This is a genomic window from Mixta tenebrionis (assembly GCF_006517625.1).
Lineage (GTDB): Bacteria > Pseudomonadota > Gammaproteobacteria > Enterobacterales > Enterobacteriaceae > Mixta > Mixta tenebrionis.
Window position 1 is genome coordinate 309,572 of the sequence record NZ_VHQI01000001.1, and the last position, 15,303, is coordinate 324,874.

Genomic DNA, 15,303 nt, shown 5'->3' on the forward strand with positions numbered 1-15,303 from the left:
TGGGTTGCATCGCTAATTTTTTAAGCTGACCAAGGGTTCGCATAAGAAAGTGGAGCTGGAAGAATGGGTAAAACCTTACGCAGCGGCTTTATGTTCCTCATTTACGCCTGGCTGTATATTCCGATCGTTATTTTGATCGTCAACTCCTTTAACGCTTCGCGTTTCGGCATCAACTGGCAGGGATTCAGCACCCAGTGGTATGCGCTGCTGATAAACAACGACAGCCTGATTGAGGCGGCAAAACATTCACTGGCGATGGGCGTACTCTCCGCCAGCTTTGCGACGCTCATCGGCGCGCTGACGGCGGTGGCGCTCTACCGCTATCGCTTCCGCGGCAAGCCGTTCGTCAGCGGCATGCTGTTTGTGGTGATGATGTCGCCCGATATCGTGATGGCGATTTCGCTGCTGGTACTGTTTATGCTGCTCGGCATCTCGCTGGGCTTCTGGTCGCTGCTGGTATCGCATATTACCTTCTGTCTGCCGTTCGTGGTAATTACCGTTTACTCGCGCCTGAAGGGGTTCGATGTACGCATGCTGGAGGCGGCGCGCGATCTCGGCGCCAGCGAGATCACCATCCTGCGTAAAATTATTCTGCCGCTGGCGATGCCGGCGGTGGCGGCAGGCTGGCTGCTGAGCTTTACCCTGTCGATGGATGATGTGGTGGTTTCCTCCTTCGTCACCGGGCCGGGCTTCGAAATTCTGCCGCTGAAGATCTATTCGATGGTAAAAGTAGGCGTCTCGCCGGAGGTTAACGCGCTGGCGACGATTCTGATGGTGCTGTCGCTGCTGCTGGTGGCCGGTAGCCAGCTGCTGCTGCGTGACAAAACAAAATAGAGGAAAGGTTAATGAAGAAATGGGGTTACTGGCTGGCGGCTGGGGCGCTGGCGTTGGGCTTACAGAGCGCGCAGGCTGCCGATGACGGCAAAACGCTTTATTTCTACAACTGGACTGAATATGTGCCGCCGGGACTGCTGGAGCAGTTTACTAAAGAGACCGGCATCAAGGTGATCTACTCCACCTATGAATCAAATGAAAGCATGTACGCCAAGCTGAAAACCTACAAGGACGGCGCGTACGATCTGGTGGTGCCTTCCACCTATTTCGTGGCGAAAATGCGCAACGAAGGTATGATTCAACCAATTGACAAGAGCAAGCTGTCGAACTTCAGCAACCTCGATCCTGAGCTGCTGAACAAGCCGTTCGATCCCAATAACGATTACTCGATCCCCTATATCTGGGGCGCTACCGCCATTGGAGTGAACAGCGATGTTATCGATGCGCAGAGCATCACCAGCTGGGCGGATCTGTGGAAGCCGGAATATAAACAGAGCCTGCTGCTGACCGACGACGCGCGCGAAGTGTTCCAGATGGCGCTGCGCAAGCTTGGCTACTCCGGCAACACCCGCGACGCCAAAGAGATTAACGCCGCCTACGACGAGCTGAAAAAGCTGATGCCGAACGTGCTGGCGTTTAACTCCGACAACCCCGGCAACCCCTATATGGAAGGCGAAGTCAACCTCGGTATGATCTGGAACGGCTCGGCATATGTCGCGCGTCAGGCCGGAACGCCGCTGGAGATCGTCTGGCCGAAAGAGGGCGGCATTTTCTGGATGGACAGCCTGGCGATTCCCGCCAATGCGAAAAACAAAGAGGGCGCGCTGAAGCTGATTAACTTCCTGCTGCGTCCGGAAGTGGCGGCGCAGGTGGCGGAAACTATCGGCTACCCAACGCCGAACCTGGCGGCGAGAAAGCTGCTGCCGCCGGCGGTGGCTAACGATCCGTCGCTCTACCCTTCCGATGCGGTGATTAAAAACGGCGAATGGCAGGATGACGTCGGCGACGCCAGCGTACAGTATGAGATGCTGTTCCAGAAGTTGAAGGCGGGACGCTAAGGCGAAACGTCCTTCCCCCCAGCAAGCCCCCTCGCAGGCGGAGCATCAGGCTCCGCTTGTTATTACGCGGCGTTGAGGCAGCCCAGAACGCCGCTTTCTTTTATCCAGCGGCAACGCGCTACAGCATACAGGCGCAGCGCACGACAGCCGCCAGCCGCTGCGCATCTGCTGCGCCAGGTTCTGCCCCAGCGGCGCGCCGGGATGGCCTGAATTAGCCCGCTGCACCGCATCCATACTCAGCACGCAGCGCACTGGCGTTGCTGGTTATTGTTCATCGCTCCTCCCAGGCGTTTACAGCAGCGTAGCCAGCTGTTTTTCCAGACGGATCTGGTCAGCGGCGAACAGGCGAATACCTTCCGCCAGCTTTTCTACCGCCATCGCATCCTGATGGTGCTGCCAGAGAAATTCCGCCTGCCCCAACGGGCTGGGGCGCGTCATTCTCACCCCTTCCGGCGCCAGCTGGCGCGTCAGCGGCGCATCGCAGGCCGCCAGCGCATCCAGCAATGCCGGAGAAATGGTCAAACGGTCGCAGCCCGCCAGCGCCTGTACCTGTTCAATGCGCCGGAAGCTGGCGCCCATCACGATGGTGTCGTAGCCGTGACTTTTGTAATACTGGTAGATAGCGCGCACCGAACGCACGCCCGGATCGCTCTCCACGCTGTAGCTTTCCGCCGGCTGATGCTGTTGATACCAGTCATAGATGCGCCCGACAAAGGGCGAAATTAAAAACACGCCCGCTTCGGCGCAGGCGCGCGCCTGAGCAAATGAGAACAGCAGGGTCAGATTACAGTTGATGCCGCGCTGCTCCAGCTCCCCGGCGGCGCGTATCCCCTCCCAGGTAGCGGCCAGCTTAATCAGAATGCGCGACGGATCGATACCGTTTTCCTGATAGAGCTGAATTAACTTGCTGGCGTGCGCCACGCACATGCCGCGATCGAAAGCGTAGCGGGCATCCACCTCGGTAGAGATGCGGCCCGGAATATGGCGCAGCACCTCGGTGCCGATATCCACCGCTACCCGATCGCAGGCGTTAAGGAGTTGGGTCTGCGCGCTGCCGCCCTGACGCCGCGCCTTCTCAATGGCGTTGGCGATCAGCGGCTGATACTGCGGCAGCTGCGCCGCCTTCAGCACCAGCGACGGATTAGTCGTGGCGTCCTGCGGCGCAAATTTTTTGATCGATTCAATATCGCCGCTGTCGGCGACCACCACGGTAAAGGCCTTAAGCGCCTCAAGCTGGTTCATAGTTGTTCCTCCCGCGCCTTACGCTTTGGCATGCTGATGTTCGTAGTAGCTGATGCGCTCCACCTTCGGCGCCGAGCCGCCGCCCTCATACTCCGCCTGAAGCCACGACTGGATAATGCTCTTACCCAGCTCCTGACCGATAACCCGCGCGCCGAGGGTAATAATCTGCGCGTTATTGCTTTTGCGCGCCCGCTCGGCGGAAAAATTGTCATGGCACTGCGCGGCGCGAATGCCCGGCACCTTATTGGCGACGATGCTCATGCCAATGCCGGTGCCGCAGATTAAAATGCCGCGCTGATGCTCCCCACGCTTAATCGCCATCGCCACCTTATGCGCGACGTCGGGATAAAGCCCCGCCTCGCGATGCTTATCGCTGCTGTAATCCACCACCTCAATCCCCTGCTCCGTTAAATAACGCACGATGGCGTCACGAAAATCCCACGCGGCATCATCCGCGCCAATAGCGATTGACTTCATGGCTGTCTCCTTTAATCAGAAAATAATAAAATTGCCGTGGTTAACAGCGCAGCACTCTTTATTGCCGCCCTGTCAGCCGTAAGAAAAAACAATACGATCCCCCACGCTGATTAGCGGCGGCGGCGCGCCGCTGACATGAACGGCGCCGGGTAATTCAGCCTGTTGGGCGCCGTCAAAGCTCAGCGTAATATGTCCCAGCTGCGCCAGGTTTTTATTCGCCGCCTCGCCAACCGCAGTTATTGCATAAACGCGCTGGTTAATGCGCATTTTCTGCCCCGGCTGAATCAGCTCGTTTAATTCACCCGGGCGATGGAGCGCGCAATAGAAAGCAATATCCGCCGGCGCCGGTTCGGCAAACAGGATGAGTTTATTTTCCTGCAGATAGTCCCGCACAAATTCCCCTACCGCTCGCACCTCCAGCTGATAAATTAACGCGGCCATGCTATTTATTTCCTTTGGTAACCTGCGAAGAGAGCGCGATATTTTCCTCTCCTTTAGCCGCAGCCGCCGCTGTTTCGCTGACGGGCGCGTGGCGTTTTAAGCGTTTATCAAACCACGCCACCATTACCGGCGCGGTAATCATGGTAATAATGCTGGCGGTGGCCAGCTGGGCGGTGGCTGCATCGACAAATACCGCCAGCGACGGATCGGCCTGCGCCACCATTGCCGGGGTGAGCGCCGAGCTGGCGGCGGTGGTGCCAAGCGCCGCACCCAGCGCGGTTTTCTTCTTCAGGAAGAAGTTGTACAGAAAGTAAAACAGAATGCCCGTCACGGCGGAGATCAGGCCGAGCAGAATGCCGGAAAGCCCGGCGGTAAAGACCGTGGTGATGCTGGAGTTAGCGCCGATAGCAAACGACATAATAATAATGATGAGCGGCTGGGCGGCGGCGCAGAGCTGCTTAAACTTCTCGTCAAGGTTGCCCCACAGCATGCCGATCAGCAACGGAATCAGCATCGACAGCAGCGCGGCGAAGGGAATATTCGCCAGCCCGCTGACGCCCAGCACCATCATGGTAACAAAGGGACCATCCTTGATGCAGAACACCGAGATCGCGCCGGCGTCGCTGGCGTCGCCGTAGTTGCTGCACAGCGCGATATAGAGCGAGCTGTTAGAGCTGGTTAAGCAGGCCACCAGCGCCAGCATCGAAATACCGAGGAAACCCGCCGGGCCAAACAGCGCTCCCGCTCCCCATACGGCGATCGCGCCCGCCAGACATTTAAGTATTAATAACACCGCGCCCTTATATAATGGCAGCCCCGCCTGGCGTATATTAATTGAAGCGCCGCAAATTAGCAGAAATATCCCCATCATCGCGCTGGATCCGGACTTAAATAGCGCGGTGGTTGGCCCGCCGATATTTAACGCTTCGGGCGCGAAGCTGTTAATTAGTATCGCCGCCAGCAACGGGATAATAATCAAACCGCCGGGTACTTTATTCATTTTCTCAAAAATATTTATTTTCATGATATAACTCACTTAATTAACCGGAAAGAGAGTGAGTAACGGCGAAATAAACCACCCGTACGACTATTACGCCGTCAGTCTGGTATTGATAAGTAATTAGCTATAATTTATTATTGGCAGCAGGCTACAGAAATAAAAATCACTGCGCTTCCTGATAAATATGCGCAATGATAGTTTCGATAATATCCTCCGGGCCGGTTAGTCCGCCTTTTCCTACGCAAACCAGTCCGGCCCATGGCCCGCCGATAATTCTGACCATATCGGTTTGCGGAATAACATAGTCAATCATTTCAATACCGGTAGCGCCCAGCGCTTTCAGCACGTTGACCATGGTATCGCCGCCGGTCATATAGAGCCCTTTAATTTCCGCCGCAGCGCAGTGCAATACTTCACGCACGATCGCTCCCAGCCCGCTGTTGATGTTTTCCGCCGCCTGCCCGTGCGCCAGGCCAAAGCGCGCTTCCTCCTGATGCAGATTCAGCAGCCGCCCGGTCAGGGCCGATTCAAACACCAACAGCGCGTTTTTATGCTGCGGCACGCACAGCTTCGCCTGACGCACTACCCGATTTACCTCGATCTCCGCCGCATTCTGCCGATCGACCAGCAGTTCGGCATCTACCGGGATATGACAAATATTGGCGTGACTATCGATAAGGTAGCGCAGCTGTTTTTTCGTTACCGCCGTGGCGCTGCCGGCCACGATAACGATCGAACCTGAGGCTTTTTCCGGCAGCGCCGTCGGCAGCGAGCGCCGTGGCTCATGCATTAATCCACGCCGCGCCGCCAGCCGTTCGGTAAACGGCCCAGGGTCCACCGCCAGTACGTTCCAGCCCAGCGCCACTACCGCGCCGGCAATGGCATCCACATCCTCGATAGCGATGGCGTCCAGCACAATCACCCGCACGCCGCGCTGCTGCTGCGCCAGCAGATCCGCTTCGATCTGCGGTTTTCCCTTCATTACCGAAGAGAGGGCGATATGTCCCACCTGGTGCTGCGTCTGTTCCGCCAGCAGCCCCGGCACCCAGGACTCGGTTACCGGCGTGCGCACGTCGCGCGCCACGTCGGTACAGGAGAGCGCTACCGAATCGATAACCGAATAGCCGCCAACCAGAATGCGTCTGGACTGCGGCATCGCGGGCACCACCAGCGCGATCGTTTCCCCCGGCAGCCGCGCCAGCATGGCATCGATCTCATAACCGATCCCGCCGCGCAGCGTGGTATCGATGCGCTTGGTAAAATAGCGAGCGCCGCGCGCCTGCAGCGCCGCTACCGCCGCCCCTACCCGCTGCTGCGCCTCCGCCTTCGGTAATGCCCGACTGTCGCTGCTGATCACCATCGCCGGATAGTCGGCATCGCTGTGCGCAAAGGAATCGGTATCAAAAAAAGCGGCGCTTTTCAGGCCGCTGCGCGCCAGCAGTACGCCAACGGTGGTCGCGCCGGTTAAATCATCCGCCACAATGCCGAGCAGCCCGCCTTCCCCGCGCGGCCAGACGGCTTCGATACTGGCGGGCGTTACGCCGGACACGTAGATCTCTTCATGGATATAGTCCGCCAGCGGCCCGCTTTTACCGGTAGGATGCAGGTTAATGGTGGGAATGCCCCGTTTCGGATAGAGCCCGCAGCGCAGGGTGCCGCCGCAGTCGATCACCATCAGGCCGATCTCCTCCTCCGGCGGCTCGCCGTTTTTAAACACGTCCAGCGCGGGCCAGCCGGTCAGCTCGCACAGGCGTTCAACAACCGAAGGGCAGATGCCCCCGGTGATATAGGCGATTTTTTTCCCTGGCGTTACGGCAATTTTTAACGGGCCGCCCCAGCCTTTACTGCCCCTGCTGATTAACAGATATTTTTCCATCTCTCGCTTCCTCTTTGCAGCCAACGTCTCAGGCCTGGCCGTGCTTCATCTTCCAGTAGCGCGCGGCTACCAGCGTCGATTCCAGCATGCTGACCGTGCCCGCCTTGCCGGTGCCGGCAATATCAAACGCGGTGCCGTGATCCACTGAACTGCGCATAAACGGCAGGCCGAAGGTAATGGTGACGGAGCGTTCAAAATCGAGCGTTTTACAGGCGATATGCCCCTGATCGTGATAAAGCGAGAGGATGGCGTCGTAGTTGCCCAGTTTGCCAAGGTGGAATACCGAATCCGCCGGCACCGGGCCGACGGCGTTGATGCCCATCTCCTGCGCGGCTTTGACCGCCGGAATCAGGTTATCCGCCTCTTCATGACCAAACAGACCGTTGTCGGAGCCATGCGGATTTAGCGCCGCTACCGCAATACGCGGCCGGGCAATATTCAGCGCGGTAAATTCATGGTGGATCTGCTGGATGCAGGCCAGCACGCGCTCTTTACTGGCGTAATCGCAGGCCGCTTTCAGCGCCATATGGCGGCTGACAAAAAAGACGCGCAGGTTATGTACGTGGAACATGGTCAACCCATAATCGGAATGGGTTTCCACCTGATAGATTTCGGTATGCCCCGGCAGCTTGCAGCCTGCCAGCTTGATCGCCTCTTTATGTATCGGCGCGGTAGATACCACGTCGATATCCCCTGCCAGCCCCAGCTCGATCGATTTCATAACGTAATCAAGCGACATCTTGCCCGCCAGCGGCTGCACTTTGCCCCAGACGATGCTGTCGCAGTCATACTGCTGCGGCTCCAGCACATCGATGGCGCCCCAGCTAAAGCGCGCCTGGCTGGGATGAGTAATGTTATGGATGGGAAAATGACAGCCCTGAATTTTCATTGCCCGCTCAATAATCGCTACGGAACCGATCACGAAAGGACGGCATTCCTGATAAACGCTTTTTTCCATCAGGGTGGCGACGACGATCTCCGGGCCGATGCCGGCCGGATCGCCCAGGGTCAGTGCGACTACAGGTTTTTTCTCATGCGCCATATCTTCTCCCTCACAATAGTTAATTATGTTCATATGTTCACTTACTTAACATGTGATCAAAAACATATCCGATGAATACCCTGTTTATAGTGACTGATATCACATTTAAAATTTTCACAGCGCTTTCGTGTTAATTTTGTGATCTAACATATGTTCAATAATAAATAATATGTTCACAGCACAAAGGCGGTGATAAAAGCATTGCCTGACAGGCTGAATTTTTTGCAAAGGAGCAGAGCAATGAAAAAAGTGTGGGTAGGCACCAGCTGGAAGATGAATAAACCGCTATCGGAAGCGCAGGCCTGGTGCGAAGCGCTGGCGTACCTGCTGCCGCCGGTGCTGCATGAGGCAGTGCAGCCCTTTGTGATCCCGCCTTTTACCGCCATTCAGCCGGTTACCCGCTGGCTGGCGGAGCAGCAGCTGCCCTGCCTGACCGGCGGGCAAAATATGCATGAAGCGGAAAGCGGCGCCTGGACCGGCGAGATTTCCGCCAGCATGCTGCTGGAGGCAGGAGCCTCGCTGGTTGAGCTGGGCCATTCCGAACGGCGGGCCAGCTTTAATGAGAGCGACGGCGCCATCAACCGCAAAGTTCATACAGCCCTGCGGCACGGCCTGCGCCCGCTGATCTGTATCGGCGACAGCGCCGAGGAAAAAGCCTGGGGAGTTTCGCCGGAAACGGTGATCCGCCAGGCGAAAATCGCGCTGCACGGCCTGACGGCGTCCGAGGCGCAGCGATGTCTCCTCGCCTGGGAACCGATCTGGGCTATCGGCGCGGGCGGCACGCCCGCCGCGCCTGAAGAGGCCGGCGCGATGCACCGTCTGCTGCGCATCGCGCTGCAGGAAAAATATGGCGCGCAGGCAGGCGCGCGCATCCCGCTGCTGTACGGCGGCAGCGTAAATTTGCAAAACGCGGCGCCTTTGCTGCAACAGGCTGATATTGATGGCTTATTTATCGGGCGAGCGGCGTGGGACGCCGCCGGTTACTGCCGCATCGTACAGAGCGTAGTGCAGGATTTTATCCTGAAAGCGCTGTAGTATGGTGCCTGTTATCTCAGATGGAAAAAGAATGTGATGAGTGAACAAGATGCAGATTATGAACTTCTTACCGAAATTGCCGTAGCCTATTATGAGCGCGAGCAGACGCAGGAAGAGATTGCCAGACGCTTCGGTATTTCACGCATCAAGGTCGGCAGGCTGCTGAAAAAGGCCCGCAGCGAAGGGATCGTGGAGATTAACGTAAAATATCATCCGGTATTCAGTTCGCAGATCGAGCAGCAGTTTATTTCTCATTTCGGCATCAAGCGCGCGCTAATCGCGCTGGATCATCATGATGAGGATGAACAGCGTCAGCAGGTAGCGGCGCTGGTCAGCAGCTATCTCGCCAGCATTCTGAAAAATGATATGACCGTAACGGTAGGCCAGGGGCGCAACGTCGCCGCCGTCGCCAACCACGTCGGCATCTTCCCGGAACGCCGCTGCCGTTTTATCTGCGGCATCGGCGGCACCAAGCGCGATAATCAGCTGATAGACGCTGACCATATCAGCCGTAATCTGGCGCGCAAGTTCAACGGCTTTAGCGAAACGCTTTACGCGCCCGCCTATGTGGAAAGCTCGGAGCTGCGCACCGCCTTTATGCAGAATCGCCTGATCAAAGCGACGCTGGAACAGGCGAGCAAGGCGGACGTGGCGCTGATTGGGCTGGGCGATATGAATGAGAACAGCTTTATGGTGCAGCTGGGCTGGTTTACGCCGCAGGAGATCATCACCGCTCGTCAGGAACAGGGCGTAGTGGGCGATCTGGCGGGCTACAGCTTTTTTAATATTCAGGGCAAGCCCGCCGATACCGTAATGAACGATCGCGTAATCGGCCTGAGCCTTGAGCAGCTGCGCGCCATCCCCTGCGTTATCGCCATCGCCGCGGAAAGCACCAAGGCCACCGCCATTCTCGGCGCGCTGCGCACCGGCGTCATTGACGTGCTGGCTACCAGCGCCTCCAATGCCCGCACGGTGATGAATATGCACAAGGCGCTGTAGTCCGGCCTGCGGCGGCGTTGCCGCTGCGCGCCGCCGCCGAATTTTCGCTACACCAGCCGGTAAAGTCCCTTCTGGAATTTTTCCACCCACGCCGGCACCACCGCGCTGGCGAGGCCATAATGTTTTTCGGCAAACTGGCTGCCGACCTGGCTTGGCTCCAGGTTCAGCTCCACGGTATGCACGCCCTGTAACTTCGCCTCATGCACAAAGCCCGCCGCCGGATAAACGTGCCCGGAAGTGCCGATCGCCAGGAAATAGTCCGCTTCAGAAAGCGCCTGATAGATCTCATCCATCCCCAGCGGCATCTCGCCGAACCAGACCACGTGCGGGCGCAGAGGCGCCGGGAACTGGCAGCAGTGGCAGCGATCGTCCGCGCTGAGATCGCCGGCCCACTCCAGCACCTGGCCGCTGACGCTGCAGCGCGCCTTAAGCAGCTCGCCATGCATATGCAGCACGCGCTGGCTGCCCGCGCGTTCGTGCAGGTTATCAATATTCTGCGTCACCAGCAGGAAGTTATCGCCCAGCACCGCCTCCAGCTCCGCCAGCGCCAGATGGGCGGCATTGGGCTGGATCTCCGGCTGCTGCAGCTGACGACGGCGCGCGTTGTAGAACGCCTGCACCAGCGCCGGATCGCGGGCGAAGCCTTCCGGCGTGGCGACATCCTCAATGCGGTGCTCTTCCCACAGTCCGTCACCGGCGCGAAAGGTGCGAATGCCCGATTCGGCGGAAATACCGGCGCCGGTCAGCACCACCACGCGCGGCTGCGGATGGGCCGCCAGCTCAGCGTTGCGATCGCGTTCAAAAATACGCTGCCGGAAACGCTGATGCATTTTGTGCCGGGTTTTACGCAGGCGCGCAATGCGTAAACGGCGACGGGGTGTGCGCATAAACTCTCCTTTGATTACTTACCTGAGATGCAGGAATGCCGCACCGCGCATTCCGCCCGCGTCCCCATGACGCGCACGCGCAAAGCGCGGCGGCTTCGCCGTCGGCAGCAGGTGGGGTTGCACCAGTTCCGCCAGGCCGTCACAGAGCGCCTCAAACCGGGATAATCCGCCGCCGATCACCACCAGATGCGGATCGATAAGGGTCAGCAGATTGCCCAGGCAAACCGCCAGCAGGGCGCGAAAGCGTGCAGTATGCGCCCGCGCCTGGGGATCGCCCTGCGCATAGCGTTCGGCGATCGCTTCCGCGCTGAGCCTCTGCTGATAAAAATGGTAAAACAGCCAGGCGAAACCGCCTCCGGAAAGCACCGTCTCCATACAGCCGCGCTTGCCGCAGCCGCAAGGCAGCAGGGGAACGCCCTCGCCCAGCACGCTTAACGCGTCCACCGGCAGGCGCATATGCCCCATTTCGCCGCTGACGCCGCTGCGACCGGATACCGGCCTGCCCTCAACCACCAGCCCGCCGCCGACGCCGGTGCCGAGAATCAGCCCCAGCACCAGCGGGTAGCGCTGAAACTCCTCGTCCCAGGCTTCGGAAAGGGTAAAACAGTTGGCGTCGTTATCGATGCGCACCTCGCGATCCAGCAGCACGCTCAAATCCTGAGCAAGCGCGCGTCCTCGCGCCGCCGGGACGTTAGCGGTGAACAACGCGCCATCTTCGGGATTAATCAGGCCCGGCACGCCGATGCCGACGCTGCCGCGCGTTGCGCTCAGCGCATCCGCCTCCGCCGTCAGGCTGACGAAAGCGTCCAGCAGCTGCGCATAATCATCGCGCGGCGTGGCGACGCGCTTGCTCCAGAGCAGCTGACGCCGCTGGTCATACACGCCGAGCGCAATTTTGCTGCCGCCCATATCGAAGCCGTAATACATCTTGTCACCCGTCACGTCAGAATTACTGTCCGCTTAATACCCGCGCCGGATCGATACGGCTGGCGCGGCGCGCCGGATACCAGCTCGCCAGCAGGCTCAGCACGATCGCCGTCGCCAGTACCGAGAGCACATCCAGCCAGTGCAGCTCCGACGGCAGAAAATCGATAAAATAGATATCGCCGGAAAGAAAATGGTGCCCGGTCAGATGTTCAATGCCCTTGATTAGCGGCGTCAGATTCAGCGCCGCCAGCACGCCCACCGCCACGCCGCTCAGGCTGCCGAGCAGTCCGGCGCGCAGGCCGTACCAGACGAAGATGGCGCGAATCAGGCCATCCTTCGCCCCCAGCGTACGCAGCACGGCAATATCGCTGCTTTTATCTTTTACCGCCATCACCAGCGTGGAAACGATGTTAAAGCAGGCGACGCCGATCACCAGCACCATCGCCAGATACATAATGGCGCGGATCATCTGGATATCGCGATACATATAGCCGTAGCTGCCGATCCAGCTGCGCAGGTAGACGTAGGATTGCGTTACCTCGCCCGCGTCGCGCACCAGCTTAACGGCGTTAAAGGGATCGTTCATTTTCAGCGCGATGCCGCTAATGTTGTTCGCCTTATCCAGGTAGCGCTGCGCATCGGCCAGCGGCACCAGCGCCAGGCTGTGATCGAGCATGCCGCTCAGCTGCAAAATGCCGCTTACCTGCAGGCGAATGCGTTTCGGCTGCAGCAGCTTATTCTGCCCGTCGCTGTTGGGGATCATAATTGTCAGCCAGTCGCCCTGGCGAAGAGCGAGCGATTTCGCCACGCCGCTGCCGATAATAATCTGCTGTTTTCCGGCGCTAAAGCTGGACCAGGCGCCGTTCTGCACAAACTGCGGCAGCGCGCTCAGGCGCGTCTCCAGCGCCGGATCGACGCCTTTGACCTGAATCGCCTGCAGCTTCGCTCCGCTCTCCACCAGCCCGGTAAAGTTAATGTAGGGCGCGGCGGCGGCGATGCCCGGCACCTGTTCGATGCGCGGCAGCATCTGTTGCCAGCCGCTTAGCGCCCCTTCGACCGGCTCGATTTCGCCGTGCGGCACCACCGCCAGAATGCGGTTATTCAGCTCGCGCTCAAAGCCGTTCATCGCGCTCAGGCCGACAATCAACACCGCCACGCCCAGCGCGATGCCCAGCGTGGAGATCACCGAAATCAGCGACACCATGCCGCCGCGCCGCCGTCCGCCGCTGAAACGCGTGGCTAACAGTAAAGAGAGTGAAGCCATTACAGCGCTCCCGTCAGCGTTACCTGTTCGCTGAGCTGGCCGTCGCGCATTTCGCGCTGCGCCGGCAACCGCCTCGCCAGATGCAAATCGTGGGTGACCACCAGAAACGCGGTGCCCTGACGCACGTTCAGCTCGCCCAGCAGATCGAAGATGGCGTCGGCGTTGCGCGCGTCAAGGTTGCCGGTCGGCTCATCGGCCATGACCAGCCGTGGGTTATTGACCAGCGCGCGCGCAATCGCCACGCGCTGCCGCTCGCCGCCGGAAAGCTCGGCGGGACGATGAGCGGCGCGTTTATCAAGACCAACCGCGCTCAGCATCTCCAGCGCTTTTTCCTGCGCCTCCTGCCGGCTTTTTTTGCCGATCAGGAGCGGCATCGCCACGTTTTCCAGCGCGGTAAAATCGGGCAGCAGGTGGTGGAACTGATAGATAAAGCCCAGCTCGCGGTTGCGCAGCTCCGCTTTCTGCGCCGAATTCATGGCGCCGAGCGCGCGCCCGTTGAACAGCACATCGCCGGAGGTCGGCGCGTCCAGACCGCCCAGCAGATGCAGCAGGGTACTTTTACCGGAGCCGGAGCTGCCGACGATCGCCATCATTTCGCCGGGCCGCATGGTGAAGCTAACGTCGCGCAATACTTCTGTCTGCACGCTCCCTTCCTGATAGCGTTTGCACAGTTTGTGACACTGTAACAGAATAGATTCACTCATAGCGTAAAGCCTCAGCGGGTTGTACGGCGGCGGCGCGCCACGATGGATAGAGCGTTGACAACAGCGCCAGCGCCATGGCGATCAGCGCGATGGCGCTCACCTGCCAGTAGGAGATGGCTACCGGCAGCGCGGCGCCGTTAAGAAATATGCCGATAACCGGCATCAGGTTATTCAGCTGGCTGGCCAGCAGCACGCCGAGCAGCGCGCCGAGCAGCGCGCCGATAATCCCGGCGCTGGCGCCCTGCACCATAAACACCAGCATGATCTGACGCGGCGTCAGCCCCTGGGTTTGCAGGATCGCCACTTCGCCCTGCTTCTCCATAATCAGCAGGCCGAGCGAAGTGATAATGTTAAACGCCGCTACGGCGATAATCAGGCTCAGCAGCAGCCCCATCATATTTTTTTCCATCCGCACCGCCTGGAAAAGATCGCCCTTGCGGTCGCGCCAGTCTTTCCACACCAGCCCCGGCGGCAGCGGCTGCTGGCTGACGCTGTCCACCTGTAGCGGCTTATCCAGCCACAGGCGCCAGCCGGTGATATTACCTGCCGGATAGCGCATCAGGCGCGAGGCGTCCTGCTGATTTACCAGCATCTGATAGCCGTCCACCTCGCTGTTGGCGGCAAAGGTGCCGATAACGTTAAACAGCCGCTGGCTGGGCAGCCGCCCCATCGGCGTAAACTGGCTGGCGGAAGGCACCATCAGGCGCAGCCGATCGCCGCGCTTGACGCCAAGCTGGGCGGCCAGCTGTTCGCCGAGAATAACGTTGTACTGGCCGGGCTGCAGCGCCTGCTGCCGGACATTGACCAGCCAGGGCGACAGCGGATCGGCTTCGTTCGGCTCTACGCCAAGCATCACGCCCACCGCCACGCCGTTGGCGCTTTGCAGCACCACATCGCCGGTGGTCAGCGGCGTAATGCGCTTCACGCCCTGCAGCTGAAGAGCGCTGGCGGGCTGCCGCTGGGGATTGAGCGAGCCATGCTCGCCGGTAATCAGCGCCTGCGGCATCAGGCCGAGAATATTGCCCTCCAGCTCACGCTCGAAGCCGTTCATCACTGACAGAACGGTGACCAGCGCCAGCACGCCAAGGGTGATGCCGATAGTGGAAAGCCAGGAGACAAACCGGCCAAAGCGGTCTGCGGCACGTCCGCGCATATAGCGCAGGCCAATAAATAACGCGACAGGTTGATACATGAGATCCGTCTTATGCGTGGCAAAAAGCAAAGTAGTCAGGATGATAAAGGAGCCGCCTGCTTTATGGAACCTTTACCCGCCAGGGTTAACGCGAAAGATGCGTCAGAATTTTTCAGTCGCCGTCCGCTGCCGAAAAATAGCGCAGGGGCCGCCGCGCTCCTCGCTCCTGCGCCAAACTGCACTATACTTGCCCTTGATATTTAAAGGGTTAAGGATAAACCAGCCGCATAACCGGCGCCGGAGCCGCTTATGAGTAAGTATGCAAAAGGCGCAATTGTCAAACAGCGGTGCGGCGAAAGTCGCGGCGCACGATCGCGGCGGGACA

Annotated in this window: 16 protein-coding genes; 4 read left to right on the forward strand and 12 right to left on the reverse strand. The window is 59.2% G+C overall.

The annotated features are described in order from the left end of the window. Positions 1–63 precede the first annotated feature (63 nt). Together potC and potD are read left to right on the forward strand one after the other, a co-directional pair. Complete coding sequence (gene potC, locus FKM52_RS01400; RefSeq protein ID WP_141174410.1) at positions 64–834, forward strand: spermidine/putrescine ABC transporter permease PotC; 771 nt, start codon at positions 64–66, stop codon at positions 832–834. 11 nt (positions 835–845) lie between these two features. Then, positions 846–1,892, forward strand: coding sequence for a spermidine/putrescine ABC transporter substrate-binding protein PotD (gene potD / locus FKM52_RS01405; RefSeq protein ID WP_141174411.1), 1,047 nt, complete (start codon positions 846–848; stop codon positions 1,890–1,892). A gap of 45 nt (positions 1,893–1,937) precedes the next feature. Here the strand turns inward: potD and FKM52_RS22165 are convergent, their stop codons facing one another. From FKM52_RS22165 to pdxA, 7 genes are all read right to left on the reverse strand, one after another. Next, positions 1,938–2,144 carry a hypothetical protein gene (locus FKM52_RS22165; protein ID WP_141174412.1) on the reverse strand — a complete coding sequence of 69 codons (207 nt, stop codon included), beginning with the start codon at positions 2,142–2,144 and terminating at the stop codon, positions 1,938–1,940. A 39-nt stretch (positions 2,145–2,183) separates the two neighbouring features. Further along, positions 2,184–3,134 (reverse strand): transaldolase, encoded by a 951-nt coding sequence (tal, locus tag FKM52_RS01415; protein ID WP_141174413.1) that lies wholly within the window; start codon positions 3,132–3,134, stop codon positions 2,184–2,186. Between the two features lie 18 nt (positions 3,135–3,152). Then, complete coding sequence (gene rpiB, locus FKM52_RS01420; protein ID WP_141174414.1) at positions 3,153–3,611, reverse strand: ribose 5-phosphate isomerase B; 459 nt, start codon at positions 3,609–3,611, stop codon at positions 3,153–3,155. A gap of 72 nt (positions 3,612–3,683) precedes the next feature. Next, positions 3,684–4,052 carry a PTS glucitol/sorbitol transporter subunit IIA gene (locus tag FKM52_RS01425; RefSeq protein ID WP_141174415.1) on the reverse strand — a complete coding sequence of 123 codons (369 nt, stop codon included), beginning with the start codon at positions 4,050–4,052 and terminating at the stop codon, positions 3,684–3,686. A gap of 1 nt (position 4,053) precedes the next feature. Continuing rightward, complete coding sequence (locus FKM52_RS01430; protein ID WP_141174416.1) at positions 4,054–5,076, reverse strand: 2-keto-3-deoxygluconate permease; 1,023 nt, start codon at positions 5,074–5,076, stop codon at positions 4,054–4,056. Positions 5,077–5,215: 139 nt separating this feature from the next. Continuing rightward, a complete protein-coding gene (locus tag FKM52_RS01435) occupies positions 5,216–6,928 on the reverse strand; it encodes a four-carbon acid sugar kinase family protein (protein WP_141174417.1) in 1,713 nt (570 codons plus the stop codon). Between the two features lie 28 nt (positions 6,929–6,956). Further along, entirely contained in the window at positions 6,957–7,970 is a 1,014-nt protein-coding gene (gene pdxA, locus FKM52_RS01440) for a 4-hydroxythreonine-4-phosphate dehydrogenase PdxA (protein WP_141174418.1), read from the reverse strand. Positions 7,971–8,210: 240 nt separating this feature from the next. Here pdxA and FKM52_RS01445 point away from each other — a divergent pair, with 240 nt between their 5' ends. Together FKM52_RS01445 and FKM52_RS01450 are read left to right on the forward strand one after the other, a co-directional pair. Next, positions 8,211–9,005 (forward strand): triose-phosphate isomerase, encoded by a 795-nt coding sequence (locus FKM52_RS01445; protein ID WP_141174419.1) that lies wholly within the window; start codon positions 8,211–8,213, stop codon positions 9,003–9,005. A 36-nt stretch (positions 9,006–9,041) separates the two neighbouring features. Next, positions 9,042–10,004 carry a sugar-binding transcriptional regulator gene (locus tag FKM52_RS01450; protein WP_141174420.1) on the forward strand — a complete coding sequence of 321 codons (963 nt, stop codon included), beginning with the start codon at positions 9,042–9,044 and terminating at the stop codon, positions 10,002–10,004. Positions 10,005–10,051: 47 nt separating this feature from the next. Here FKM52_RS01450 and cobB read toward each other — a convergent pair whose 3' ends face one another. Genes cobB through lolC form a run of 5 tightly spaced genes read right to left on the reverse strand, consistent with a single transcriptional unit; the run spans position 10,052 to position 14,978 of the window. Then, positions 10,052–10,891, reverse strand: coding sequence for a Sir2 family NAD+-dependent deacetylase (cobB, locus tag FKM52_RS01455; protein ID WP_141174421.1), 840 nt, complete (start codon positions 10,889–10,891; stop codon positions 10,052–10,054). Positions 10,892–10,909: 18 nt separating this feature from the next. Next, on the reverse strand, positions 10,910–11,818 hold the full coding sequence (gene nagK / locus FKM52_RS01460; protein WP_141174422.1) for an N-acetylglucosamine kinase: 909 nt from the start codon (positions 11,816–11,818) through the stop codon (positions 10,910–10,912). A gap of 22 nt (positions 11,819–11,840) precedes the next feature. Beyond that, positions 11,841–13,082 carry a lipoprotein-releasing ABC transporter permease subunit LolE gene (gene lolE / locus FKM52_RS01465; protein ID WP_141174423.1) on the reverse strand — a complete coding sequence of 414 codons (1,242 nt, stop codon included), beginning with the start codon at positions 13,080–13,082 and terminating at the stop codon, positions 11,841–11,843. Next, complete coding sequence (gene lolD, locus FKM52_RS01470) at positions 13,082–13,786, reverse strand: lipoprotein-releasing ABC transporter ATP-binding protein LolD (protein ID WP_141174424.1); 705 nt, start codon at positions 13,784–13,786, stop codon at positions 13,082–13,084. The genes lolE and lolD overlap by 1 nt, the downstream gene beginning before the upstream one ends. After that, positions 13,779–14,978: a lipoprotein-releasing ABC transporter permease subunit LolC gene (lolC, locus tag FKM52_RS01475; protein WP_141174425.1), complete on the reverse strand. Its 1,200-nt coding sequence runs from the start codon at positions 14,976–14,978 to the stop codon at positions 13,779–13,781. The genes lolD and lolC overlap by 8 nt, the downstream gene beginning before the upstream one ends. Positions 14,979–15,303: the final 325 nt, after the last annotated feature.